This window comes from Defluviicoccus vanus (assembly GCF_014672695.1).
GTDB classification, from domain to species: Bacteria; Pseudomonadota; Alphaproteobacteria; order Rhodospirillales; family Defluviicoccaceae; genus Defluviicoccus; species Defluviicoccus vanus.
Genome location: NZ_CP053923.1, coordinates 3,095,794 through 3,120,514 on the forward strand (window position 1 = coordinate 3,095,794; position 24,721 = coordinate 3,120,514).

At 63.0% G+C, this 24,721-nt stretch carries 26 protein-coding genes and 2 pseudogenes; 17 read left to right on the forward strand and 11 right to left on the reverse strand.

The annotated features are described in order from the left end of the window. Positions 1 to 25: 25 nt before the first annotated feature. From tnpB to HQ394_RS14015, 3 genes are all read right to left on the reverse strand, one after another. On the reverse strand, positions 26 to 379 hold the full coding sequence (tnpB, locus tag HQ394_RS14005) for an IS66 family insertion sequence element accessory protein TnpB (RefSeq protein WP_190260124.1): 354 nt from the start codon (positions 377 to 379) through the stop codon (positions 26 to 28). After that, the gene (gene tnpA, locus HQ394_RS14010; RefSeq protein ID WP_190260387.1) at positions 376 to 759 is read right to left on the reverse strand and encodes an IS66-like element accessory protein TnpA; all 384 of its coding nucleotides are present in this window, start codon (positions 757 to 759) and stop codon (positions 376 to 378) included. The genes tnpB and tnpA overlap by 4 nt, the downstream gene beginning before the upstream one ends. A gap of 175 nt (positions 760 to 934) precedes the next feature. After that, positions 935 to 1,495, reverse strand: coding sequence for a sensor histidine kinase (locus HQ394_RS14015; protein ID WP_223291592.1), 561 nt, complete (start codon positions 1,493 to 1,495; stop codon positions 935 to 937). A gap of 162 nt (positions 1,496 to 1,657) precedes the next feature. Between HQ394_RS14015 and HQ394_RS14020 the strand changes: the two genes are divergently transcribed. The 6 genes from HQ394_RS14020 to HQ394_RS14045 all read left to right on the forward strand — a co-directional run bounded on the left by HQ394_RS14020 (position 1,658) and on the right by HQ394_RS14045 (position 6,159). After that, positions 1,658 to 1,993 carry a winged helix-turn-helix domain-containing protein gene (locus HQ394_RS14020; protein WP_190260748.1) on the forward strand — a complete coding sequence of 112 codons (336 nt, stop codon included), beginning with the start codon at positions 1,658 to 1,660 and terminating at the stop codon, positions 1,991 to 1,993. Between the two features lie 40 nt (positions 1,994 to 2,033). Further along, a complete protein-coding gene (locus HQ394_RS14025; RefSeq protein WP_456151440.1) occupies positions 2,034 to 3,383 on the forward strand; it encodes an AAA family ATPase in 1,350 nt (449 codons plus the stop codon). 8 nt (positions 3,384 to 3,391) lie between these two features. Beyond that, positions 3,392 to 4,252, forward strand: a complete 861-nt coding sequence (locus HQ394_RS14030) for a DUF4435 domain-containing protein (protein ID WP_190260750.1) — start codon at positions 3,392 to 3,394, stop codon at positions 4,250 to 4,252. Between the two features lie 263 nt (positions 4,253 to 4,515). Continuing rightward, the gene (locus HQ394_RS14035; RefSeq protein ID WP_223291593.1) at positions 4,516 to 4,926 is read left to right on the forward strand and encodes a DUF983 domain-containing protein; all 411 of its coding nucleotides are present in this window, start codon (positions 4,516 to 4,518) and stop codon (positions 4,924 to 4,926) included. A gap of 140 nt (positions 4,927 to 5,066) precedes the next feature. Further along, complete coding sequence (locus HQ394_RS14040; protein ID WP_190260751.1) at positions 5,067 to 5,582, forward strand: hypothetical protein; 516 nt, start codon at positions 5,067 to 5,069, stop codon at positions 5,580 to 5,582. Between the two features lie 85 nt (positions 5,583 to 5,667). Beyond that, positions 5,668 to 6,159, forward strand: coding sequence for a hypothetical protein (locus tag HQ394_RS14045; protein ID WP_190260752.1), 492 nt, complete (start codon positions 5,668 to 5,670; stop codon positions 6,157 to 6,159). A gap of 95 nt (positions 6,160 to 6,254) precedes the next feature. Here HQ394_RS14045 and HQ394_RS14050 read toward each other — a convergent pair whose 3' ends face one another. After that, positions 6,255 to 6,572, reverse strand: coding sequence for a hypothetical protein (locus HQ394_RS14050; RefSeq protein WP_190260753.1), 318 nt, complete (start codon positions 6,570 to 6,572; stop codon positions 6,255 to 6,257). A gap of 125 nt (positions 6,573 to 6,697) precedes the next feature. Beyond that, a complete protein-coding gene (locus tag HQ394_RS14055; protein ID WP_190260754.1) occupies positions 6,698 to 6,874 on the reverse strand; it encodes a thaumatin family protein in 177 nt (58 codons plus the stop codon). A gap of 528 nt (positions 6,875 to 7,402) precedes the next feature. Here HQ394_RS14055 and HQ394_RS20525 point away from each other — a divergent pair. Then, a complete protein-coding gene (locus tag HQ394_RS20525; RefSeq protein WP_263053726.1) occupies positions 7,403 to 7,678 on the forward strand; it encodes a hypothetical protein in 276 nt (91 codons plus the stop codon). Here the strand turns inward: HQ394_RS20525 and HQ394_RS21230 are convergent. Continuing rightward, a pseudogene (locus tag HQ394_RS21230) lies at positions 7,591 to 8,004 on the reverse strand (thaumatin family protein); the annotation flags it as partial. The gene HQ394_RS20525 and the pseudogene HQ394_RS21230 overlap by 88 nt on opposite strands. A gap of 417 nt (positions 8,005 to 8,421) precedes the next feature. On the opposite strand from HQ394_RS21230, the gene dnaK reads away from it, so the two are divergent. From dnaK to HQ394_RS14085, 4 genes and pseudogenes are all read left to right on the forward strand, one after another. Then, on the forward strand, positions 8,422 to 10,350 hold the full coding sequence (gene dnaK / locus HQ394_RS14070; RefSeq protein WP_190260756.1) for a molecular chaperone DnaK: 1,929 nt from the start codon (positions 8,422 to 8,424) through the stop codon (positions 10,348 to 10,350). Between the two features lie 101 nt (positions 10,351 to 10,451). After that, positions 10,452 to 11,574 (forward strand): annotated as a pseudogene (gene dnaJ, locus HQ394_RS14075) (molecular chaperone DnaJ). Positions 11,575 to 11,627: 53 nt separating this feature from the next. Further along, entirely contained in the window at positions 11,628 to 12,434 is an 807-nt protein-coding gene (dapB, locus tag HQ394_RS14080) for a 4-hydroxy-tetrahydrodipicolinate reductase (protein ID WP_190260757.1), read from the forward strand. Between the two features lie 235 nt (positions 12,435 to 12,669). Continuing rightward, entirely contained in the window at positions 12,670 to 14,487 is a 1,818-nt protein-coding gene (locus tag HQ394_RS14085) for a patatin-like phospholipase family protein (protein WP_190260758.1), read from the forward strand. Between the two features lie 64 nt (positions 14,488 to 14,551). Here HQ394_RS14085 and HQ394_RS14090 read toward each other — a convergent pair whose 3' ends face one another. Further along, the gene (locus HQ394_RS14090; protein WP_190260759.1) at positions 14,552 to 15,031 is read right to left on the reverse strand and encodes a DUF2244 domain-containing protein; all 480 of its coding nucleotides are present in this window, start codon (positions 15,029 to 15,031) and stop codon (positions 14,552 to 14,554) included. Between the two features lie 198 nt (positions 15,032 to 15,229). On the opposite strand from HQ394_RS14090, the gene nth reads away from it, so the two are divergent. Then, positions 15,230 to 15,886: an endonuclease III gene (gene nth, locus HQ394_RS14095; RefSeq protein WP_190260760.1), complete on the forward strand. Its 657-nt coding sequence runs from the start codon at positions 15,230 to 15,232 to the stop codon at positions 15,884 to 15,886. 49 nt (positions 15,887 to 15,935) lie between these two features. Here the strand turns inward: nth and HQ394_RS14100 are convergent, their stop codons facing one another. The 3 genes from HQ394_RS14100 to HQ394_RS14110 all read right to left on the reverse strand — a co-directional run bounded on the left by HQ394_RS14100 (position 15,936) and on the right by HQ394_RS14110 (position 17,797). Beyond that, positions 15,936 to 16,376 carry a hypothetical protein gene (locus HQ394_RS14100; protein ID WP_190260761.1) on the reverse strand — a complete coding sequence of 147 codons (441 nt, stop codon included), beginning with the start codon at positions 16,374 to 16,376 and terminating at the stop codon, positions 15,936 to 15,938. A gap of 14 nt (positions 16,377 to 16,390) precedes the next feature. Then, a complete protein-coding gene (locus HQ394_RS14105; RefSeq protein WP_190260762.1) occupies positions 16,391 to 17,050 on the reverse strand; it encodes a bactofilin family protein in 660 nt (219 codons plus the stop codon). A gap of 63 nt (positions 17,051 to 17,113) precedes the next feature. Next, entirely contained in the window at positions 17,114 to 17,797 is a 684-nt protein-coding gene (locus tag HQ394_RS14110; protein WP_317628950.1) for an EI24 domain-containing protein, read from the reverse strand. A 390-nt stretch (positions 17,798 to 18,187) separates the two neighbouring features. Here HQ394_RS14110 and HQ394_RS14115 point away from each other — a divergent pair, with 390 nt between their 5' ends. The 3 genes from HQ394_RS14115 to pstC all read left to right on the forward strand — a co-directional run bounded on the left by HQ394_RS14115 (position 18,188) and on the right by pstC (position 21,734). Then, entirely contained in the window at positions 18,188 to 19,030 is an 843-nt protein-coding gene (locus HQ394_RS14115) for an adenosine kinase (protein ID WP_456151620.1), read from the forward strand. Positions 19,031 to 19,200: 170 nt separating this feature from the next. Next, positions 19,201 to 20,568, forward strand: a complete 1,368-nt coding sequence (locus HQ394_RS14120) for an AmpG family muropeptide MFS transporter (RefSeq protein ID WP_190260764.1) — start codon at positions 19,201 to 19,203, stop codon at positions 20,566 to 20,568. A gap of 161 nt (positions 20,569 to 20,729) precedes the next feature. Further along, positions 20,730 to 21,734 (forward strand): phosphate ABC transporter permease subunit PstC, encoded by a 1,005-nt coding sequence (gene pstC, locus HQ394_RS14125; protein WP_190260765.1) that lies wholly within the window; start codon positions 20,730 to 20,732, stop codon positions 21,732 to 21,734. A gap of 134 nt (positions 21,735 to 21,868) precedes the next feature. Here the strand turns inward: pstC and HQ394_RS14130 are convergent, their stop codons facing one another. After that, complete coding sequence (locus tag HQ394_RS14130) at positions 21,869 to 22,465, reverse strand: TOBE domain-containing protein (RefSeq protein ID WP_263053728.1); 597 nt, start codon at positions 22,463 to 22,465, stop codon at positions 21,869 to 21,871. A 632-nt stretch (positions 22,466 to 23,097) separates the two neighbouring features. On the opposite strand from HQ394_RS14130, the gene HQ394_RS14135 reads away from it, so the two are divergent. Both HQ394_RS14135 and HQ394_RS14140 read left to right on the forward strand, forming a co-directional pair. Further along, entirely contained in the window at positions 23,098 to 24,468 is a 1,371-nt protein-coding gene (locus HQ394_RS14135; protein ID WP_190260766.1) for a Rossmann-like domain-containing protein, read from the forward strand. Between the two features lie 66 nt (positions 24,469 to 24,534). Then, complete coding sequence (locus tag HQ394_RS14140) at positions 24,535 to 24,702, forward strand: hypothetical protein (RefSeq protein WP_190260767.1); 168 nt, start codon at positions 24,535 to 24,537, stop codon at positions 24,700 to 24,702. Positions 24,703 to 24,721 lie beyond the last annotated feature (19 nt).

Below are 24,721 nucleotides of genomic sequence, written 5' to 3' on the forward strand. Positions count from 1 at the left end.
GGCTTCCCCGGCAGGCCGGCACAGCCTATTGTGCCTTCTTCGGTCGACCGAGACGCGGCGCGTGCATCCGCGACCAGTCGAGGCCATCCAACAGCGCCGCCAGCTGCGCCGCCGACAGCCGCATCACGCCCCCGGTCACCGGCGGCCAGCGAAAGACGCCTGCCTCCAGCCGTTTCCACACCATCACCAAGCCGCTGCCGTCCCAGACGAGCAGTTTCAGCCTGTCCGATCGTTTGCAACGGAAGACGTAAATTGTCCCGGAGAAGGGGTCGTGCCCCAGCGCCGTCTGCACGATCGAAGCGAGTCGGTCGGCGCCGCAGCGGAAGTCGACCGGCCGCGTCGCCACCAGCACCCGGACGCCTGAAGGCGGGACGATCATCCGAGCGCCTTCAGCGTCCGGAGCACGTCCGCCAGGAGCACCGGATCGGCGCCCGGCGACACCCGCACCCGAGCACCGGCAAGCTCGATCTCGATCGCCGGACTGCCGGCTGGACAACGCCCCTCGCTCACCACTACCGGCACGAAGTCGAGCGGTACCGCGTCCGCCGTCGCCGCGTCCGCCGCTTGGCGCAACTCCTTCCGCCAGGCATACAGCTGGTTGCGGTGCAGCCCGTGCCGGCGGGCGACCGCGCTCGCCACGGCGTCGGGGGCGAAACTTTCGGCGACGATCCGCGCCTTCTCCTCCCAGCTCCACCGCCGCCGCCGCTCACCCCACGGCAGTACCTCGCCCTGACGGGCGCTTTGCCAATTAATTGGCACCTTACTTGGCAAACGATCCACGCGGCGCCTCCGTCCTGGGAGCCGCCATCATCCGCGAGCAATCACCGGCCGCAACGTGGGGTCAGAGCTCCGCTTACGCCTCACCACGGCCGCGCAATCCCGTGCAAAACACGCCGAGACTCTAATCGTCGCTGGATGACAAACCAGTCGCAGGTCACTTTGGAAAGGCAACCATAACGCAGAGGCCGGGGGCGTTGTCAGCGAGAGCCACCGTTGCAGCGTGGAGCTCGGCAACGGCCGCAACCAAGGTCAGACCGAGACCGCTACCGGACGAGGTGCGGCTGTTCTCAAGCCGGTAGAAGCGGCGGAAAACCTTCTCGCGCTCCGTCTCGGGGATGCCGGGCCCGGTGTCGGTCACCGTCAACCGCGGACCCTCTGCCACCATCGCCAGCCTCAGGGAGATGGAGGAACCGGTCGGCGTATGGCGGATGGCATTCTCGACCAGATTGACGAGCATTTGCGTCAGGAGGTTGCCGTCGCCGGACACAGCAATGCCGGGCTCCACCCTGGCGGCGATGGTCTGCCCCACGTCCTCGGCGACCGCCACATAGGCCTCGACCACTTCGCTGCAGAGATGCGACAGGTCGACGCGGGCAAAGTGCGCCCGTCGCACCCCCGCCTCGATCTGGGCGATGCGCAGGAGGGCAGCGAAGGTGTTCGAGGATGGTGGTCGTCCGCTCTTCCATGAGGGGAAGATAGCACCGTCTGACCGCATCAGCACGCCGGTAGGGCGGGCCGCGACCCGCCATCCCGCGACCGCGGCCGGGAGACAAGGCCGACCACGATCCGCCCCACATTCGCCGCATTTTCCGATTGGCTCACGCGGGTTACGCTGCTATCGGATGGGGAGACTTGAGCGACCGAGGGTGGGCGGTCCGTGGCGATCCCCGACTACCAGACGCTGATGCTTCCCGTGCTTCGTCTCGCCGCAGCGGGCGAGACGGATATCCGGCACTGCACGGAGGCGATCGCGAGGGACTTCCAGCTCACGCCGGATGAACTGCAGGAGCTGTTGCCGAGCGGCAAGCAGACCCTGCTGTCGAACCGCACTCACTGGGCGAAAACCTATCTCGTCGGTCGTGGGGCCTGCTCCACATGGTATACTAAGAGCAATAATGCCGATGCAGGTGTTCGCCACCCCGCAACTGCAAAAAATAGCGCGAAAGGCTTTCTCCGATACAATCTGTCGCCACTAAAAGATGTTGTTTTATAGAACCGAGCACAGATCTCCATCCTGGAACGGGCATGAAACCATGAGGCTCACAGCATTTAAGGCAAAGAAGGTGTACGGCTACCTTGAGTTCGATTTCACCTTTTTAGANAATGTTTCCTTTATCGTGGGTGTTAACGGGAGTGGGAAAACAACTGTACTTCGACTGATTCAAGCTTTGCTAACACCATCCCTTCGTGAACTTATTATTTTGCCATTTGCCGAGGTTTCCATAATTTATGAAGAGGGCGACACAACATGCAAAGTGTATTGCACGAAATCTCATGACGCTGTCTCTATAGGAACTTCGCACACTCGAACAGAGCTATCATTTCCTACAATTGATGCCGATGAACTGGAATACATTATAGATCGCTCGGACAACAACCCCGACTTATTCGAAGAGTTTCAACTAAAGAATGTCAACCATGAAGTGTTCCAGTTTATATCCAACATCAATGCTCCATTATTCCTTGGCCTTGATCGCACATATAAAGGTTATTCAGACCATTCTCAATATCGTTATTATATTCAGAGCGGAACGACGGCTCTTAAAACTCGTCAGGGTCTGCGCGGGAAACGCATCGTCCAGGGTTCACTCGCGGCCGGCCTGATGGAGTCCCAAGCTCTCATTCAGGAAGCATATCGTCGGCTTAGAAGATCGGAAGACAAGGTCTCAGAGCGCCTTCGGGAAAGTATTCTTATATCTACGTTTCGTTACGTCGAGTTCGATCTACCTCGCGACGGACAAGATCCGGCTCCGCCAGACTGGGGAGAGCGCAGCAAAATGCTTCAGCGCAAAGGAGAACTGCAGGCCGCTCTTCGAAACATAGGATTATCCGGAGAAAGAGTAACAAAAGAGCTGGACGAATTTTTCACAAAGCTAAATACCCTCTTTGCTTCAATGTCAGGAAAAGGTCAAGCGCGAGGATTCAATATTGAATGGCTAATAAACAGGTCCCAGATAGACCGTCTTTCCGCACTTATTAAAATTATTGATGACAACCGATTAGAAGTCGCGCGCATATACGCCCCAATAAATACCTTTCTGGAAACACTAAAAGGTTTTTACGGCGATACTAAGAAGTCGATACAGGTCGATACCGTCGGACAACTTTCTATTGTGAGGGAGGACAACGCTATTGTCCCCATTGAAGCTCTTTCATCTGGAGAGCGGCAGCTTCTGATTATATTTGCACATCTTCTTTTTAATGAGTATGGAAGTAGGAGCAATGTCTTTATTATTGATGAGCCAGAGCTCTCCCTTCATCTCAAGTGGCAGGAAAACTTTGTCTCAAAGGCCATTGAGGTCAGTCCGAAAACACAATTGATAATGGCGACACATTCTCCTGAGATAATTGCCGGATTCGAAAAATACAGCATCTGCCTCTAGAGATAATAATGGGTATTGCGCGGAGTGAAAAAGCCCGCAGGGCTAAGTCTGTGTTCTACCGGGCATTTAACGATGTCGATATTTACGTAGAGGATACGGCACGTGGTAGTCTAAAGCTGTATACATGCATATTCCAGCGCGTNGTGATCGGGCCTTCTAAGCGAATTGATACCGTATTTGCGCTCGGTGGTCGGGATGCGGTATTGAGAGCGTGTTCAGAAGATCAGGAAGAAGGTGGGCGTCGACGTATATACGTAATTGACGGTGATCTGACATTATTCGCGGATGCGCCAGGACGGTCGCTCAAACGGCTCCTAACATTGCGCCGATATTGTATAGAAAATTATCTTATCGATGAAGATGCTATTATAGATCTACTTGACGAGGAAGATATTGAAAGCACAAAGATCGAACTTCGGATGCAATTTGCGTTTCGTACGTGGGTGACTCAGACCGAGCGGCCTTTGTTTGCGCTGTTCCTGCTTTACTCGGTGCATCACCACGCGATGTGTTCAGAGCCCACGGTTTCCTATCCCGTTAACAAACTAGTTTCAAGCAGTGACGGAACCATAGATATTAACAAAGTCTGTTCGAGAATGAAAGAAATAAAGGAAGGCATAGTAGCGGCGTTATCAGCGCATGAATATAAGAAACGTATGACGGCGTCGTTGACACATTGTAAACAAGTTAGCAGTAGCAAGCTTTCGTTTATCTCCGGTAGGGATTATTTATTACCGCTTGTAATTATGCGCATGAGAAGCATAACGCGATTAAGAGCTGACAACGCAGTGATAAAACAACGGCTTGCCATGAAATGCGATCTATCGGAACTGATGGAAGATGTTACCCTGATTTTTTGTAGTGTGTAGGCAGCGCGGTAGGTCGGAAGACGCATGTCTTCACCCGCCGCATTTGCCGGCCTGCGTCCTTCGCCGCATCACCGATCGATCCCGCCGCATGCTTGCGCGGTGCGTTCGTCGGCGGGCGTCGCGGCTGACCCCATCCGGCGGATTACGCAAAGCTAATCCGCCCTACACGGGGCTGGGGCGTACCGCCCCGCGGTCGGCGTTGTCGGCGGCGGCGGGGGCTGCTACAGGTGAGCGGGGCGGCGGCCTGCGGGCGGCGCGCCCCCATGCCCCCGGACGAACAGGACCAGCCGATGCCGGAGACGCCCGGACGCGACCGTCCGCCTTTGTTCCTCGCCCTCGGCCGCGCCGTCATCGGCCGCTGTCCGCAGTGCGGGCGGGGGCGGCTGTTTGCCGGCTACCTGCGGCAGGTGGAACACTGCAGCGTCTGCGGCGAGGCGTGGGGACACATCCGTGCCGATGATGCGCCGCCGTGGCTGACCATCCTGCTCGTCGGCCACATCATCCTGCCGCTCGCCATCACCGTCGAACGCGTCGCCGACTGGCCCGACTGGGTGGGGATGACGCTGTGGCCGACGCTGGCGCTGGCACTGGCCGCGCTTATTCTGCCGCGCGCCAAGGCGATCATGCTGACACTGATCTGGCTCACCCGCGCGCACGGCTCGGAACCGGCGTAGACCGCAGCGACGCGCAAATGGGCCATGTCGCTGTTGTGCCGGGGGCCTGTTTATCGTACTGATTATCAATCATAACAGGTTATCGGTGGCGGTTCGATCGGATCGGCCATCATGTCACCCGCGACACGGGAGTGCTTCGAATGCGGCTGTTGTGTGGTGTTGCGCTTGCACTGGCGATGACCTGCGGGCCGCTTGCCGCCCGTGCAGCGACCTATGTCGTGTGGCAGGGCGAAGCCGCGATCACCGCCGCCTCGGCCGCCTGCAGCGTCAATGTGCCCGAACGCAGCCGCATCGCCGTCGGCGCGGTGCTGAAGAGCATCTTGCGTCCGGCGCTCCTCGGCAATAACGGCAACGATGCACGCATTTCGTTTATCCACGACTCGCAGGCGATTTTTGGCCTCGACCTCGCTGGTGGCTTGAACCTGCCCGGGACTGGAACCTACGCCGCCTATGGGGTCACGGAATACAGCAGCGCTGCCGCAAGTCCGCTGATCAAGGCCAATGTCGGCGGCCAATACCAGGCATTCGCGCTGACCCCTGTCGCACCCACGGCAACGACGAAGTTCGTCAGCTTGCGGGGAACGGTGGCGGATTTCATGTTCATTCCCGGCTGTAAAGTGACGTTCCGCGCGAGCTACTCCCTACGCCCGGCCTGAGCGGACAGGGTATGGTCCGCTTAGCATGCGGTCCCAAGCGGGTCCACGGCAGCGAAATGGCGTCAAGAACGAGCTGGAGATGTCGATGAAGCGATCAAACGGTTTCATCCTACCGCTTGCCGGTGTGGTCGCCTTGCTGCCGGTGATGGCGAGTGCACAAACCACCTGGATCGGCAATGTCTTCGTCAGTGCCGTTCCGGCGCCGGCCAGCTGCCTCAATTCCAGCGGGGTCAGCGTCGCCGAAGTCGGTGACGCCTACCGCGGCGTGTACCGTCCCGCAGTGTCCGGGCTCGGCAACGGTGCCGACAGTTATCTTGCTTTGGTTGGCGCGCGCAGCAGCTTCACCATCATGGTGCCCAACAACACCTTCCGAGCCGGGATCAATTACGGCTCGTCCTATGTCAGCAGCACAATCAATTTCGGCTCAAACACCGCCGGGATCACTGCTTGGACACAGGTGCCGGTGACACCGGCAGCGACCACCCTCAACGTCACTGTCACCGCGACACTCGCCAATTTCTGGAACGTCAAAGGCTGCACCGTCACCTTGCAGGGCGGCTTTACCCTCGCTCCCTAACCGACGCGGCTGCACCTTCACCACTTCGACGAGATGCCGGACGGGCACGACCCGCCACAGCGGAGCGGCGGGCGGGGCAAACCATCATGCCGCGCTTAGTTGCAGGTCATCGCCGCGGCAGTGAGACTGACCGCTGCCTTGCCGTCGCCGATTGCCTTGATGACGATGCTCATGAAGTCGCTGAAGCTGCCGCCCGGGCTGGTATCGGCTTTGGCCGCGGTCATCAGCTGTGCGTACTGCTCCTTCGACAGGTCCTCGCCAACCTTCTTGGCGATGCATTCGCAGCGGCTGACTGAGGAGTCGTACTTGCTGCACCACTTGACGAATTGCGCCTGCGGCCCGGGTTCGCACGCGGCGACGAGCGCCACCAGACCAGCGATCCCGAGGCTGGCCCTCAGCTTGCGACCGTTCATTGGCTTTCTCCTCTCCTAGTTGACGCCCGCATCGGCACGATGCGTCAAAGGCGAGCGATAGCAAGATCCGCCGCCGCGGACAATTGCCATTGCCGCCCGCCGTCGTTGTTTGGTGTCGTGCAACCTCAGGGTTGCAGCGCACCGACAGTGGCACAGAAGGTGAGAGTAAACCCCTCCAGCGCCGTGCAGTGATAGAGGGCGGCCACGTCATCATAGGGCCAAGTGTAGGCGCGCGGGCAGGCGCGGTTGAAGATGCGGAAGAAGGGCTCCTCGCTGCCACCTGCCTGGTGCGCTGCCGCCATCCAGCCGGGATTCCACACCCCGCCGATGCCGGAGTAGAGCGGCGGTTGCGGGGGTCGCTGCTACGGGTGCAGGCGCCGAGGCCGCTCGTCGTCGGCGGCACGCAGGGGTGGGCGGTGTGCGACTGTCCGTCGGCCATATTATAGGTGAGCCGCCGGCAACTGTAGCCAAGCCCGTCCGGATAGCCGACCTCGCGGTAGCCACCACAGGCTTCACCCACCGGCGCACTGGCACACCGTACCGAGGCGGAGGCGTAGTCGTTGACCGCCTGCTGCGCCGGATCGGGGTTGATGCAGACGCCGGCGCCGTGCGGCGGGGCGATGCCGGGATCGAAGCCGCTGGTGATGCAGCGCGGCAGCGCTGCCGGGCAGTCGGCATCGGCGAGACAGGTGGGGGTACCCTGATGCGGCGAGGCCATGGCGACGCCGTCGGCCAAGTTCTTCAGGCCGTACATCTGCTGATGGGTGACGGGGCCGCGACCGCCGGCGCAGTCAGTGTAGTCGGGGACGCCCGGGATCGGCGCGGCGCACATGAGCGCCGCCGGCGGGTTCGCCTCGCCACAGGCATCAAAGGGGGCGAAGCAGCCGATGACACAGGCGCCGGCAACGCAGTGGCCGGTGGGGCAGAAGGTCCCCGGGCCGCAGGGAATGGGTCCCGCCGCCGTCGTTGGGGCGGTGGTCTTGCGCAGTGCGGCGGGACAACTGGCATTGAGGTCGGCGACACAGCCAGCGGTGCTGCGCGTGCAGCGACCTTGCGCGGTGGCGACGATGGGCACGTTCGCTCCGTTGACGACGCTCACGTCGTAGTGGGCGCTGCCGTCGGCGTGCGTGGTTATCTCGAACAGCGTCTGCGGATTGTCGCCCGAGAGTTGTGCCGCGCCGGCGCCGCAGTCCACCTGACCGGGGCGACCGCATTGGCCGGTGAGGCAGGTGAGGTGACCGGCGGTATCGAGGCTGCAGCCGGTCCGCGCCCAGATGCGGGCGGCACCCCAGGCCCGGGGGCGCAGATTTGCGCGCTGCCGCCGCCGAGTGCCAGTTGCCAGCGGCCATCGGTGAGTGGATAGGCCGGATCCTGCCGTCCGTTGACGGGCGGGTAAGACTGCGTGGCGTCGCCGGCGCTGACGCCGATCCACAGCGGGTAGGCGCAGTGATTGACCATGGTGTAGGGGACCAAGCCGGCGGTACAGGCAGGCGCCGCCGCCGCGGCCGCTGCATTGCCGAAGCCGATGGCCAGAGCGATTGCCAGAGCGGCAGCCAGCCCGCTGATCGTCAGCACTTTCGTTCTTATCCAGCGCATCGTCGTCACATGTCCCTTGCCATGGTATCGGCTATTTTCAGCCGCTGATCCGCCTTCGCCCACCGCGGTACACCGTGTTCATCGGTGCGCATCGCGTCTGTTGGCCAGGGCGGACCGTTGCGCGTTCACAGACCGCCGCATATATAACCGCGCGAGACCGGATACCCGGGCAAGTCACGGGCCATAACCCACCAGGGGACTTGCGCGACGCCGACCCGGGTCGTGGAAGTCTGCCATCAATGAGGTTCATCATATGAGTAAAGTCATCGGCATCGATCTCGGAACGACCAACTCCTGCGTCGCAGTGATGGAGGGCAAGGACGTTCGCGTCATCGAGAACACCGAAGGCACGCGGACGACGCCGTCAATTGTAGCCTTCACCGAAGCGGGCGAGCGCCTTGTCGGCCAACCGGCGAAGCGTCAGGCGGTCACCAATCCAGAAAATACCCTCTTTGCCATCAAGCGGCTCATCGGCCGGCGCTACAACGACCCGATCACCGAAAAGGATAAGGGCCTCGTCCCTTACAAGATCGTTGATGGGGCGAACGGCGACGCCTGGGTCGAAGCACACGGCAAGAAGTACAGCCCGAGTCAGGTATCGGCCTTCATCCTGCAGAAGATGAAGGAGACGGCAGAAAATTATCTCGGCGAAGAGGTCACCCAGGCGGTGATCACCGTCCCGGCCTACTTCAACGATAGTCAGCGCCAGGCAACCAAGGACGCGGGCAAGATCGCCGGCCTCGACGTGCTGCGCATCATCAACGAGCCGACTGCGGCGGCTCTCGCCTATGGGCTGGAGAAGAAAGGCGCGGGTACCATCGCCGTTTACGACCTCGGCGGCGGCACCTTCGACATCTCGGTTCTCGAGATCGGCGAAGGCGTCTTCGAAGTGAAGTCCACCAACGGCGATACCTTCCTTGGTGGTGAGGATTTCGACCAGCGCATCCTCGACTATCTTGCCGACGAGTTCNNAAAAAAAGAGAACGGCATTAATCTGCGTCAGGACAAGCTTGCCCTGCAGCGCCTGAAGGAAGCGGCCGAAAAAGCGAAGATTGAGCTGTCGTCGACGATGCAGACCGAGGTGAACCTGCCGTTCATCACCGCCGACGCCTCCGGCCCGAAGCACCTCACCATCAAGTTGACGCGGGCGAAGCTGGAAGCGCTGGTCGAGGAACTGATTGAACGCACCATCGAGCCCTGTCGCAAGGCCTTGAAGGACGCCGGCCTCACCGCGGGCGAGATCGACGAGGTGGTTCTGGTCGGCGGCATGACCCGGATGCCGAAGGTGATCGAGAAGGTGAAGACCTTCTTCGGCCGCGAGCCGCACAAGGGCGTCAACCCGGACGAGGTTGTGGCTGTTGGTGCGGCGATCCAGGCGGGCGTGCTCAAGGGCGAGGTCAAGGACGTTCTCCTGCTCGACGTAACGCCGCTGTCGCTGGGAATCGAGACGCTGGGTGGTGTCTTCACCCGGCTGATCGACCGCAATACGACGATCCCGACCCGCAAGAGCCAGGTGTTCTCCACCGCCGAGGACAGCCAGACGGCGGTCACCATCCGCGTCTTCCAGGGCGAACGGGAAATGGCGGCTGACAACAAGCTGCTCGGTCAGTTCGATCTGGTGGGCATCCCGCCGGCACCGCGTGGCATGCCGCAAGTGGAGGTCACCTTTGACATTGACGCCAACGGCATCGTCAACGTCTCGGCCAAGGACAAGGCCACCAACAAAGAGCAGCAGATCCGCATCCAGGCCTCGGGTGGGTTGACCGACAGCGAAATCGAGCGGATGGTCAAGGACGCCGAGCGTCACGCCGCCGACGACCAGCGTCGCCGCGAGAAAGTGGAGGCACGCAACCAGGCGGACGGCATCATCCACGCGACGGAGAAGGATCTGAAGGAATACGGCGATAAGATCGCCGCGGCGGATCGGGATGCGATCCAGCATGCGGTCACCGACTTGAAGAGCGTGCTCGACAGCGAGGACGCCGATGCGATCAAGGCGAAGACCGAAGTCCTCAGCCAGGCACGGATGAAACTGGGCGAGGCCATGTACCACGCCAGCCAGGCGGCTGGGGCTCAGCCGGGTGGCGATGCCGGCCCAGGGGGCGGTACTTCGGCCGGCGACGAGAAGGTGGTCGACGCCGAGTTCGAGGAAGTGGATCCCGAGAAGAAGAAGGCAAGCTGAGGCGAGCTAAGGCTTGCGACTGTAATTGCGAAGGTAACAGCGCCGCTTGACGACCGGCGCTGTTGTCGCATGGATGGATGCTAACCCGTCGGAATGTGGGAATGGCCAAAGAAGATTATTACGCGGTCCTCGGCGTCGCCCGTGATGCGAGCAAGGACGATCTAAAGAAGGCCTACCGCAAGCTGGCGATGCAGTATCATCCCGATCGCAATCCGGGTGATCATGACGCGGAGCGCCGTTTCAAGGAGGTCAACGAGGCCTACGAGGTGCTGCGCGACGACCAGAAGCGCGCTGCCTACGACCGCTTCGGCCACGGGGCCTTCGAACACGGTAGCCCGGGCGACGCCGGCTTCGGCAGCGGCTTTGCCGACATCTTCGAGGAGATGTTTGGCGAGTTCATGGGCGGCGGACGGCGCGGCGGCCGCGCCACTACCCGCGGCGCCGACCTGCGCTACAATCTAGAGATCAGCCTCGAAGATGCCTTTGCCGGCTCGAAGACGTCGATCCGGGTTCCCACCGCGGCGACCTGCGAGAGCTGCAACGGCTCCGGGGCGGCGGCCGGCTCGCGCGCCGAGTCCTGCGGCACCTGCCGCGGCAACGGTCGTGTTCGGTCGCAGTCGGGTTTCTTCACCGTCGAGCGGACCTGTCCCTCGTGCGGTGGCAGCGGCCAGGTGGTGCGCAATCCTTGCCGCAGTTGCAACGGTGCGGGACGGATCCAGCGGGAGAAGACGCTGCAGGTGAGCATTCCTGCCGGCGTCGAGGATGGCACGCGGATCCGGTTGTCTAGTGAGGGCGAGGCCGGGGTGCGCGGCGGACCGTCCGGCGATCTCTACATCTTCGTCACAGTTGCCCCGCACCAGTTCTTCAAGCGCGACGGCGCCGACCTGCATTGCCGGGTGCCGGTATCGATGACCACTGGGGCGCTCGGCGGTACCGTCGATGTCCCCACCATCTCCAACGAGCGGGCGCGGGTGGGCGTCCCGGCGGGGACGCAAAGCGGCGAAACGTTCCGGCTGCGCGGCAAGGGGATGAGCGTGCTGCGGTCCGCCGCACGCGGCGACATGTACGTGGAAGTGGTGGTTGAAACACCGGTCAATCTGACCGACAAGCAGAAGCGCCTGCTGCAGGAGTTTCAGGAATGCGGCTCCGATGAGGAGCANAAGTCCGGAATCACACGGCTTTTTCGCCAAGGTCAAAGAGGTCTGGAACGACCTGACCGACTAGACGTGGCTGGCGAGGCAGCATCCCGGCTTTCTTTCACCAGGGAGACACCAACAATGAATATCGGGATCGTCGGCGCAGCTGGGCGAATGGGGCAGATGCTGCTGGCGGCGGTTATGGCGACGCCGGGGGCACGGATCGCCGGCGGAGTCGACCGCGCCGATCATCCGGACCAGGGCGAAGATCTGGGCACCCTCGCCGGCGCAGCGCCGACGGGGCTGCTCCTTGGCAGCGATCTGGACGCTTTGGTTACCGCCTCAGACGTGGTCGTCGACTTCACNCACCCCCCCGCGACTCTGCTGTTGGTCGCCCCTCTCGTCGCCCGCCACGGCAAGGGGTATGTGGTTGGCACCACCGGCCTTGGTATTCCCCAGCACGAAGCGCTGGCCACCGCGGCGCAGATGGTGCCGGTGGTGCAGGCGGCGAATATGAGCATCGGCGTCAATCTGCTGCTGGGCCTGGTTGGCAGGCAGGCAGCGGCGACGCTCGGCCCCGAGTACGACATCGAAATCGTCGAGATGCATCACCGTCACAAGGTGGACGCGCCCTCCGGCACCGCGCTGGCACTGGGCGAAGTGGCGGCGGCGGCGCGCGGCGTCAGCCTTGATGCGATGGCGGTGCGCAGCCGCGACGGCGAGGTGGGCGCGCGCCCGCATGGCGCCATCGGTTTCGCCACGCTGCGTGGCGGCGACGTGGTCGGTGATCACACCGTCATCTTCGCCGGCGACGGCGAGCGTCTCGAGTTGACCCACAAGGCCTCCTCCCGCGCCGTCTTCGTCCGCGGTGCCGTCCGCGCTGCGCTGTGGACCAAGGGCCGCGCCCCTGGCCTCTACGGCATGCGCCACGTTCTGGGCTTTGTCTGAGCGGAGAAAGCAAAGGGGTCGCTGCTTCGTCCCGGAGCGGTGCGTTGATGGAAGAATAACGCCATGGTCACGGGCGGTGCTGTTTTGTTTGTTTCGTATGTAGGCAGTCTCAAGGAATAAAATTTCCGCAAATGCCATAATTGTGGTACCCTGTTTGTTGTAGCGGACTTTCTGCCGGCCTGAGAACAGGTCGGCCAAAGAGGTCTTGCTGCATTTCATGGAGGGGGATTCAAACATGGTACCGCCCGTGGCAGGCGCCCCTGAGGCGCCGACTCAACAGACCATCGATCAGCTCTTTCCTCTGAAGACGGCAGTTCCGGCGCCAGGTACGTTCGAGATCGGCTTGGTGCTTGCCGGCACGGTCTCGGCCGGCGCCTACACCGCCGGCGTCCTCGACATGCTGATCGAAGCCCTCGATACGTGGTACCTNCGCCAAGGTGGCGGGGAGTCCAAGGTCCCGCCGCACGATGTGCAGATCAAGATCATCACCGGCGCTTCCGGCGGTGGCGTCTGCGCCGGCATCCTGGCGAAAGCGCTTCGCTATCGGTTTCCGCACGTTGTCGCCACATCGCCTGCCGCTGATGCGGCAAAGAATCCCCTCTACAAGCTCTGGGTCGACATTCTCGAAAGCGACGGGATGCTCGCCACCGATGACTTGGCGGGTGGGGTCAAGTCGCTGCTCAGCGGTGCGCCAATCGACAAGGGCAAGGAATACATCGTCGATTATGCCGGTGATCCGCTGCCTTTTGCCGATAAGGTGCGTCCCTACGTGGCCAATCCGCTGCCGATCATCCTCACCCTCGCCAACCTTCGCGGCGTGCCCTACGAGACGGACTTCGGCGGCGGCAAGAACATCGTCTTTACCCGCTACGCCGATTACGTCCGCTTTTCCTGCAATGTGGCGGCGGAGGCGATCGGTTCGGCCATTCGTCCCGACGACTTTCCCGTCGGCTTTGCGAATGATGCGACAACTGATCGCGGCAGCTGGGACGTCCTCGGCGATGTCGCCCGCGGAACGTCAGCGTTCCCGCTCGGCTTTCCACCGCGGCAACTGGCGCAATTTCTTGACGCCTACAGCTATCGCGTGGTGCTGGTCCCGAAAGAAAACGAGCCCGAGAAGGTCCGGGTCCAGGCACTGGCCCCGGCATGGAAGCGCATGCTCGATAAAGGCAGTGACGGGAAAGACAGTGACAGGCTCGGCGCCACCTATCCCTTCCTCTGCGTCGATGGTGGAACCTTCAACAACGAACCGTTGCAACTAGCGCGCACCTACTTGGCGGGTGAGGCGAGCCACAACCCGCGGGACGGCAAGTCCGCGCACCGGGCAGTCGTGCTGATCGATCCGCTCATCGAGTCCAGCCAAGGGCCGGCGTTCTTCTCCGGCATCTTCAGCGCTGCTGGGGGATTGATCACCGGTCTGGTGGGCCAGAACCGCTTCGGCACCGCCGACCTGGCACTGCTCGCCGATCCCAACTGCTACAGCCGCTTCCTGATTACGCCCGAGCGGGATGACCGTCCCCGCGGCGACAAATCGATCACCGGTGGCGCATTCGAGGCTTTCATCGGCTTCATCGATAAGCGCTACCGCGAGCATGACTACCTGCTCGGCCGGGCGAACTGTTGGGAGTTCCTGCGCAACGAATTCGTCCTGAACCAGTGCAACAGCCTGTTCCACGACTGGGGCACACTGAAGGACGATCGGCGCTTCCGCATCGATGGCGAGNNTCTCCCGATCATCCCGCTCCTTGGTCATTTGGAAAACGCTCCGGCGCGGCCGGCTTGGCCGACCAGCCGACCCGACCTGGACGCCCTTCAGGCCAAGATCAAGAAAAGGTTCGAGCGTCTCTTGGCCGCGGTGCCCGACGTCGATGACCTCTTCAAGGGCGGGGCGACCAACGGCACGGGTGGGACATCGCATCCGAAGGCTGGTGCTTGGCTGCTGGAATCACTGCTACACCTCTATCTGGCACCGCTGAAAAAGAAAGGACCTGACTTTGCCGCCAGGCTTGTTCGCGCCAAAATCGAAACGGCGATGGGCGAGTGGAAGCTTTGACAGGAATCCGGTCGACGGCGCCAGAGTGCGGGCTGCCGCAGGCGCCGTTTTATCCGGCGATGTGTCACCCGGCGGTCAGCCTTCTCAGGGCGCGGCGGAGGCTGAAGGCCAGTTGCTCGCGCTCTTCGGGAAGTAGAAAGCTGCCGATGATCAGCGAGCGGCCATGCGAGCGGAGTTCGAGGCGATTATCGCGCGTCGGGTCCGGCTCCAGGTTGACCTGCAGCCAATGCGGCGGAAACGACACCTGCGATTGCTTACCCCAATGGTCCGTGCGGCGCACCGTCAGTGCCGCCGCGGTCAGCGCGATCGCTTCGCAGGCGTTGCCGGCACGCTGGTTGAGCCGGAACAACAGCAGCAGCAGCAGCAGTTCGAGGCCGAGGAACGGCAGCACCGGCCAGGCGCCGGCGGCGACGAAGGTCGCGATGACGATTGCCCAGACCACGGCGACGAGAAGGACGATGGTCATTGCCGTGCGCGGCGTCGCACTGCGATGCGGCCGGAGCTCGGCGGAGTAAAGGACGACGCCAGCGGCGATCTGGTGCATGTGAGCAGTCCTCGTGGGCGCAACCGGCACGCGGCCGGCTAACGCTAGTGCGAAGCGCTTTCACTGTAGCAAATCGATGATGCGGCCGCCAAGTCGGGTCTGCAGGCGTTCCGGTGGCCGTTTCTGCCAGTCTTCGTGGCGGCGCGCTGTTGCCCCCAGCCCTTCTCCGGTTTACAGCCCTTGGCGATGGACGCTGAAATGACTCCCGCGGCAATCGATGCCTTCTACGCCCGGCTGGCCGCGGCCAATCCGCAACCGAAAAGCGAGCTGAGCTACCAGAACGCGTTTACGCTTCTCGTTGCCGTCGTGCTCTCGGCGCAGGCGACCGACGCCGGTGTCAACCGGGCCACCTCCGGCCTATTTGCCGTTGCCGATACGCCGGCGAAGATGCTGGCGCTGGGCGAAGAGAGCCTGCGCCAGCGGATCAAGACCATCGGCCTGTTCAACACCAAGGCGAAGAATATCATCGCCCTCAGCCAGCTGCTGCAGGATCGGCACGGCGGTCAGGTGCCATGCGACCGTGAGGCGCTGCAGGCATTGCCGGGTGTCGGCCGGAAGACGGCCAACGTTGTCCTCAACGTCGCCTTTGGTGTGCCGACGATCGCCGTCGATACGCATGTCTTTCGCGTCGCCAACCGCACCGGCCTTGCCCCGGGCAAGACACCGGAGCAGGTGGAGGCACGACTGCTGGCGCGCACACCACCTGCCTGGTTGCCGCATGCCCACCATTGGCTGATCCTGCATGGCCGCTACGTCTGCAAGGCACGCAAGCCCGACTGTTCGGTATGTCCGGTCGCATCCCTCTGCCTGTTCGAGGGCAAAACGGCCGGCCCCATGTTAGCCGTTGAATGCTGACCACCGTGGGGGCTGACCACCGAGGGCTGACCGGCGAGCCGGTGCCGGCTCAGCCGCTGATTTGACCGCTTCGGCTGCGCATGACGCTGGTGACGCATGTCTGCGGCGCCTGTTGCGCCAGCGAGCGATCTCGCGCCTCGATATACTTGACGCGATACTCGCCGCTACCGTCATCATCGCGATAAAGATACAGATCGAGGACGCAGGTGGGGCTGCGGTACTGGAGGATTTCCGCTGGTCCGTCGTCGCGGCGAAAATCGGCGGCACCGAGCAACCCCGTCACCTGCGCCGACTCAAGGCCCACCAGTTGGCTGGAGTCGACGCTTCGCACATGAGCCGACTCTTTGCCATGGTATCTGGCGGCACCCTCGTCGCTGGCGCAGCCGGTGGCGAGCAATGGCAGCAGAATCAGGGCACAGGTTCGCCAGCCGGCCTGGGCATAGCCGGACGTGCGTCGAAGCCGGTGCAGCGCGGATCGATCGGCTGCCATCGCCAGCCGGGGCGCTAGGACGCAGCGGCGGTCGTGGTGCCGACCACCGCTCCCGGGATGGTCAGCACGTCGGTGCCGTTGTCCGCCGCGGCGTGCATCGCAGCTGCCTTGGTGTCGAGGGCGCTGATCTCGCCGGCAATCTGGCCGCCGGCATCGATGACGAGGGTGCCATAGCGAATTTTGCCGGAAGCGTAGCCGCTGGCGCGAACCACGAGGCGCTCGTGCACCACCAGTTCGCCTTCAAAGCGGCCGAGGATCTCGGCCTCGGAGACCTCGATGTTGCCGCGAAAGACGCCGGTGGGACCCACGTGCAGCAGCCGGCAATTGGCGGAGCTAACTTCAACGACGCCTTCGACAATCAACTTCTGGCACGCCCTGATCTCGCCGGCGAACTCCACGTCTTTGCCGACGATCAGCGTCTTGTCGCGCGCGGCCGTAGATGTTGCGTCGCTGCGCACCGATGCGCCGATCACTTCTCCCGGACGCCTGCTCAGGTCCAGCGGCGACGACGATGTCGACAGCGAACGCAGCGCCGGTGGCGGTGTCCGCCGTTGCGGTAGCTTGGGTTCCTGCGGCTCGCTCAGTGAGGGTTCGGCGACGGCGGTGAGAGGCGGGGCAATGGTATCGGACACGGTGTCCGCACCATTGCCTGCGGGCTTCTTGATACGAAACATACGAAGTCGGTCTCCCTGCTTCCCTTCAGACGCGGATGCGATCGCGAACAGGCGCACGAGCGTTCAGTGACGTTTGGTCATGCCGTGAAAGATATGAACCATGGCGGCGGTTCCAATCACCGGCGCCAGGAGGTTGACGACCGGTAGCGTCAGCAAAAAAGCGATAACGAGACCGGCGATAAACACCTTGAACTGGTTGCTCCGACGAAGCCGGGCCGCAGTCGGCGGGTCAAGGCGGCGCAGTGCAACAACCTCAAAGTACTCCCGACCGAGAAGATAGCCGTTCACGCCGTAGAAAACAAAAGGGAACACGGGTGGCACCAGCAGAAACAGCAGCGTGATCAGATTCAGTCCCAACATCAGCGCCAGAAACTTGGCCGAACTAAGAAAAATTTCCTGAATCGACTGCTTTCGCGGTAGCGGCAGTTGCGGATAGTGCTGGCGTTCCACCGCATCGGCGGCGTCATCAAGGAAAACGCCCATGATCGACGTGACCACGGCGGGAAAAAGCAGCCAGGTCAAGGCTAGTGTCGCCAGTCCGCCGAGGACATCCACCACGGTGTCGAGCCAGCCGGTCTGAAAAATCGTCGTATGCGAGAGGAGGAGATAGACGCCACCCCAAAGAAGAGCAAAAACCACGGCGGCGAACAACAGGCCGATCCAAACGATTCGCCGCAGTGCCCGATCCTGCAACTGCTCGACGGCTTTGGCGAATGCCTTGAGCACCACCGACCTCCCGCATTTCACCCGGGCGATAATTGATCGCCCGCTTCGTTGGCCCCGCTGTGCCGGCCCTCTTTAGGACTGACGGCGGAGTGGCGCAAGGGCGATGCCGGGCGTCCCATCTGTTGCCGCGCCAGCGCGGCTGTGGTTGCCGGTCGGGTGGCGGAGGGTGTATGCAGCGCTGGCACTGCTCTAAGCACCCCGGCGTGCTGCCGCGTGTGGCGGCGTGGCCAGCAAGATATACCTGCGAGGACCCAACCGATGACGGACGCAGACTTGGATACGGTCGGCATCGGCAACGCCATCGTCGACGTGATCAGTCACGCGGATGATGCCTTGCTCCTCCGTCACGGCCTGAACAAGGGGACGATGACGCTAATCGACGCCGCCCGAGCCGATGCCCTCTATGCGATGATGGGGCCAGCGGTCGAAGTCTCCGGTGGTTCCGCTGCAAACACCATTGCCGCCTTGGCGTCACTGGGCGGCAATGGTGCGTTCATCGGCAAGGTCCGCGACGACCAGCTGGGTGCGATCTTTCGCCACGACATCACCTCGCTTGGCATTTGCTTCAGCACACTTGCTGCCAGCGAAGGGCCGCCCACCGGCCGGTGCCTGATCTTCGTCACTCCGGATGCCGAACGGACGATGCAGACGTTTCTCGGCGCGGGCGGCTATGTGGGGCCGGAGGATGTGGACGAGGCGGTGATCGCTGCCGCGCGCGTTACCTATCTCGAAGGCTACCTCTGGGACCAGCCGCGGGCGAAGCAGGCCTTCGTCCTTGCCGCCGAACTGGCGCATGCGCACCACCGCAAAGTGGCGCTCAGCCTGTCCGATCCCTTTTGCGTCGATCGCCACCGCGACGAGTTCCTGCGGCTGATCGACGAGCATGTGGACCTCGTCTTCGCCAATGAGGACGAGATCGTCTCGCTCTATCGCGAGCACTCCTTCGATGGAGCACTGCAGCGCTGCCGTGCCGGCGGCAAGCTGATGGTGTTGACCCGCTCGGAGAAAGGTTCGGTGATCGTCGCCGGCGACGAGGTGCATATGGTCGATGCGGAGCGGGTGGCGAACGTCGCCGATACCACCGGTGCCGGCGATGCGTTTGCCGCCGGCTTCCTCTTCGGCTACACCCGCGACCTGCAGCTGGCGACCTGCGCGCGANNGATCGCCGCCATTGCTGCAGCAGAAGTGATCAGCCATGTGGGCGCGCGGGCGGAGGTTTCGCTCGCTGAACTGCTGCGGCAGAAGCTCGGCTGAGCAAGGACATTGCCGGATTTGTCGCCTCCTTGGTGGCGACCGCTTGCCGCTGCGGCACAATTGTCTCAGGGTAATCGCGGAGACATGGTTTTTCCTGTCAGCCCGGCCCTGGCCGGCGAGCCGCGAGCGGAGGTAAACCCGCAATTGGCGAACATGCCCGTACGTGAAACATGCCCCTGAGTGAACGGTTCGGCCTGTGGTGGCAGGCAATCGCGGTCTACCGCGAACCGCGGGTTGTCCTGCTGATTTTCCTCGGCTTCGCTAGCGGGCTACCCTTCGGGGTGCTTGCCGATCCGCTGATTGCCTGGCTGAGCGAAGCCGGAATCAGCAAGACCGAGATCGGTCTGTTCGCTCTGGTCAGCCTGCCGTACTCGTTGAAGTTTCTGATTGCCCCTTTCATCGACCGGCTGCCGTTGCCGCTGTTGAGTGCGCGCTTCGGCCGCCGCCGCAGCTGGGCGCTGCTGGCGCAGGCGGTGCTGATTGCGAGCCTCGTCTTTCTTGGCACCACCGATCCACGCCTCAGCCTGGTGGCGGTGGCGGCGCTGGCGACGGCGACGGCGTTTGCCTCCGCTTGTCAGGACGTAGTGCTCGATGCCTACCGGGTGGAAAGCCTGAGCGAGCGGCAGCAGGCGGCGGGCGCGGCAACAGTGGTGTTCGGCTGGCGGATTGGCCAGATGGCGGCTGGCGCCGGCGGCCTGCTCCTCGCCGAAGTGCTGCCGTGGACCGTCGTCTACGCGATCATGGCCACCCTGGTTCTCGTCGGCGTCATCGCCATTCTCCTGGCGCCGGAACCGGAGGTGCGGATCAGCACCGGCTCGCAGGCGCTGGAGGCGGAGGGCAGCGCCTTTCTCGCCCGCTGGAGCCACTTGCCGCCGCGGCTGGCCGCTACGCTCGCCTGGCTCTATGGAGCCTGCGTCTGCCCCTTCCTCGAGTTTCTCCGCCGCCGCGGCTGGCTCGCCGTTCTCCTCTTCATCATGCTCTACAAGTTCGGCGATGCGATCCTGGGGGTGATGAAGGTGCCGTTCTTCCTCGGCATCGGCTTCAGCAAGGCGGAGATTGCCGAGGTGGTGAAGCTGTTCGGCTTCGTTGCCACCATTGCCGGCGGCTTCATCGGTGGCATTGTCGTTGCCCGGATGGGGCTGATGCGTGGCCTGCTGGTCTGCGGCGTGCTGATGGCGGTCTCCAACCTGGTGTTTCTCCTCCAGGCCTGGGCAGGGCACGACATCGGCGTTCTGGCGCTAACCATCTCGGTGGAAAACATCACCACCGGCATGGGCACCACCGCCTTCGTCGCCTACATGTCGAGCCTGTGCAACGTTGCCTACACGGCGACGCAATATGCACTGCTGACATCGCTGATGGCGATGTCGCGCACCGTGTTGTCCTCGGGCGCCGGTTGGCTCGCCGATCAGGTCAGCTGGCCCACCTTCTTCATCCTGACCACCGTCGCCGCCCTGCCGGGGCTGGCGCTGCTGCTGTGGATGATGCACCGCTACCCGGTCGCCCCGGCGGAGGTCCAGCCGGCGGCAGCCGAATAGCGAGGAAAGGCGCGCCGCGGCGCCGATCCACGGAACGTGCTCCGAATGAACTCATTGTTATCATGACACGTTTGGCGCGAGCGTTGAACCCTGGGGCGGGTTCCCGTAGCGTGCCTGCGGTGAATGGACGATCGCGGCATGAAGAAAAATGAGGTTCGAGCATGAGCGCGGGAGAAGAAACCGCAAACGCCTTATCGGCGCTTCTTGCCCGACGTTCGTCCGGTCAGACGATTGTCCGTGCGCCGAGCCTGACGGACTACGGCATCGATCGCTGCTTCCGCCATCTGGTGACGGCCGCAGCGCTGGCGGTCATTCTGCTCGTCGCCGTCATCCTGTGGCAGATCGGCGCCAAGGCGNNCTGCCGGCGATCACCACCTACTGGTTCCACTTTTCTCGTCTCGACCGCCTGGAACGTGCACAGCAAAGAATTTGGCGTGCTGCCGCAGATCTGGGGCACCCTCTACAGCTCGTTTTTAGCGCTGGCTATCGGCGGATTCGCCGGCCTGACCCTCGCCATCTTTCTCACCCAGGGCTTTCTGCCGCAGCGCCTGGCGGAACTCTTTCGCGCCATGATCGAACTCCTGGCGGCGATCCCGAGCGTTGTCTTTGGACTCTGGGGCATCTTTGTCGTTATCCCGGCCATCCGGCCGATTGCCAACTGGCTCCATGCCGAGGCCTCGTGGATACCGTTCTTCGGCACCCAGTTCGGCGGCCCGAGCCTGATCGCCGCCGCGGTGGTGCTGGCGATCATGATCCTGCCCACTTGCGCCTCGATCTCGCAGGAAGCACTTGCCCTGGTGCCGACACCCACAAGGGAGGCGGCGCTGGCGATGGGGGCGACCCGCTGGGAAGCGACGCTGAAGGTCATCGTGCCCACCGCCTCGGGCGGCATCTTTGCCGCCATGGTGCTGGCGTTCGGTCGTGCCATCGGCGAAACCATGGCGCTCGCCATGCTGATCGGCCACGCCAACCGCATCGGCTTGTCACTGTTCGCCCCCGCCGACACGCTGGCTTCGCTTCTGGCGTCGCATTTCCCGGAGGCCGGGTCGATTGAGGTGGAGGCGTTGCTTTACGCCGCCCTTGTGCTCCTGGTGATCAGCTTCGTCGTCAACGTGGCGGGGACCCGCCTGCTTGTCCTCACCCAGCGACGAATTTCCGGGACGTGAGCCCGGTGCTCTGCCGCCGCACGGCTGCCGCCTTTACCACCGCATCTCCGGAGCGGCTGTAGACGACATGTCTTCGCCGGAAGGTGGGGCGACTGCAGCCGCAAGTGGCTGCAGTCGCCCCCTTTCCCTCGGCGTCAATCGATGGCGAGAATGATGTGGGAGGCCTTGATCAGGGCGCTGGCCTGGTCGCCGACCTTGAAGTTGAGGCTGTTGGCACTTTCCTTGGTGACGATCGCCGCAATCGATTTGCCGCTGCCGAGGTCGAGGATGATCTCGCTGTTGACGGCGCCGTCTTCGCGACGCGCCACGGCGCCGGTGACGTTGCGGGCCGACGTCCGGCCGACCTCGCCCGCCGGGGCAAGAAGAACAAAGCTGGACTTGATCAGGGCAAATACTTCCTTGCCTGGAGCCAACTCAAGGTTCTTGACACTTCCTTCGGTAATAATCGCTACCAGTTGAATGGTATCGGAAACGTCGAGAAGGACTTCGGCGTTTACAGCACCACTGGTTATCTTCACAACCTTGCACAATAGCATATTGCGGGCGCTGGTTCTCATGAGATGCCTCCAAGATAAAGCTGGAATAACTACGTCGCTGCCAAGCTCGATACTGACCGTATGCGCCATGCGATGCAACTCGCGTCTGATCAGTTGCACCGCCCGGAGGAATCGCCGGCCTTCGTCGGTCAGTAATGCTCCTCCGCCCGATCTGCCGCCGGTGCGTCCAAGCACCAGGGGCTGCTCCGCAAGTGCATTGATCGCCGCGACAGCATCCCAGGCGCCGCGATAGGTGAGACCGACGGTTCGCGCCGCGGGCGGAGATCGAGCCCAAGGCATCGATCGCCTCCAGCAGGCGGATTCGTTGATCGCTGATTTCGACGCCGTCCTCGCTGCGAAATCCGACGACGGGCTGCAGGTGCTTCAATGACATGGAACCCAACCAGCCGGAGATGCATGCGAGGCGGAATAGATCCGCACGAGAGCATGATGAACCGTAGCACATAAAGCCGCGGATGCAGTACGCGCTGTTGTTGCTCCAGCACCGAGGGGAGGCTTGGCGCCGAACAGACGATCGGTGTCTGCCGCTTAAGTGACGTCGATGCGCCCGATTCGACGGCGCTCTGTCGGATTCCCAACAGCCCTGTCGCAAACCTCCTGTGGCGTGCCAAGGTCACCGTGCGTCTGCGTGCCGCGATAACCTGTTTATTATCAATGGAATGCATGACGGCGGCAGCGGCAAGCAGGCTTTTGGCACCCGTTATGCATTATGCTTCATATCGATGTGCGACATTGGCGTCAGCTAGAGGCACCGGGCGCAGCGAGTCGATCGTAGCGTCATTTGAAGGCAGGGGAGAGAGCAGGCAATGGAACCGGTCAGAGCGCCAAGGATCCGTCCCGGGGCGGTGGTGCACGATCCGTCGATCAGTGTTGACGACCTCCTCGCCGATTTCGCATTCGCCTTGCGCCATCGCGGGTTTCGCGTCGCCGGTTTCGTGCAGTTGAATAATCATCAGACGTGCGGTTCGAACTTCGGTGTCGGTTGCGCCGAGCAGATTGATCTCCTCGACCTCGCCAACGGCAGGATCATAGCACTGGATCGCGAGCCATCCGTCGCCAACGAGCGGGCGATCAGCCTGGCGCTGGCGTCGCTGAGGGCGGCGATCCGCGACAACGCCGACCTCGTGATCATCAGCCGCTTCGCGGCGCTCGAAAACGTCGCCTATCGGCTGATGGCGCTGGTAGAGGACAGCATCGCCCAGGGCATGCCGGTGATGACTTCGATCGCCGGACGCTGCCTGCAGCGCTGGTTCGAGTTCGCCGGCTCGGGCGGAGCAATGCTGGCTCCTGATATGGATACCCTGTGGCAGTGGTGGGGCGCTGAGCGCCTCTATCACGACCTTACCCTAGGCGTCGCTGACGCACCGGTGAAGCGGATCGTCTGCGGTCCGCGTTGGCTGATGGTGGAGGGGCCGCAGGGTGCGGGACTGGCGCATTTGCCAAAGTCGCCGGCGGCGTTGCTGCCGGAGCTTCCCCGGCTGCAGCAGATGAGCCTGCGGGAATTGGCGGACTTGACCAGCTCCTGGGACGGCCTCGAGATGGCGCTCGGCATCGCCGCGATCAACGCCCACTACAACCGCTTCGATCTTGACGCCGCCCCCGGAAATGGCGCGCAGACCTTCCGCGGTGCGTCCGGCCGGGTGATGGTGGTCGGTGCTTTTCCGGGCCTGGCCGAAATCCTGCCGCAGGCGCAGGTGATCGAGGCGCAGCCGCGACCGGGCGAACTGCCGACCATCGCCATGGATACGGTGCTGCCNGGCTGTTCCACCGCCGTTGTCAGCGCGTCCAGTCTCCTTAACCGCACCCTTCCCCGCATCCTCCGGCTGACGCAAGGCGCACGGGTGGCGCTGATCGGTCCAGCGGCACCGCTGACGGCGCGGCTGCACGCCTACGGCGTCGATGTGCTGGGCGGCTTACGCGTGCGCGATGTGGACGGCCTTGCCGAAGCCATCACTGCCGGCGTCCTGCCGCGCGATTTCTGCCGCTTCGGCGATTTCGTGCACCTCCGCGCCAGCCATCCGGCGGTGCAGCCGGCCGTCCATCCGGTAAGCCAGCGTGGCGAACGCCGCCGGCTGCCGGCGGTGACGGTGCGCGCTGGAGGCGTTGCCTGTGCATCCAGTGGCCGCTACGGGCGCGAACAGGCTGAGCATCGGGGTGCGGTTGCCCTTGGCCACTGATGACCGAGCACAGGAACACCCGGACTTGTCGCGTCGGACGGGTATCACCCCGCGGGGAGCTCATCAATGAGGCGGAAGCGCGACGAGGATATCTGGGCCGATCGACCGCTGCTGGAGGTGCCAATGGTCGAGACAATCCGTACAGATTACGCCTGTTCCATCGCGGCACCAGGCGATGCGACCAGTAGCGTGACCGGCAGTCAGCCGCGACGGCGTGCTACCGCCATCTCCTGAACGCCGACACAGGGCGCTA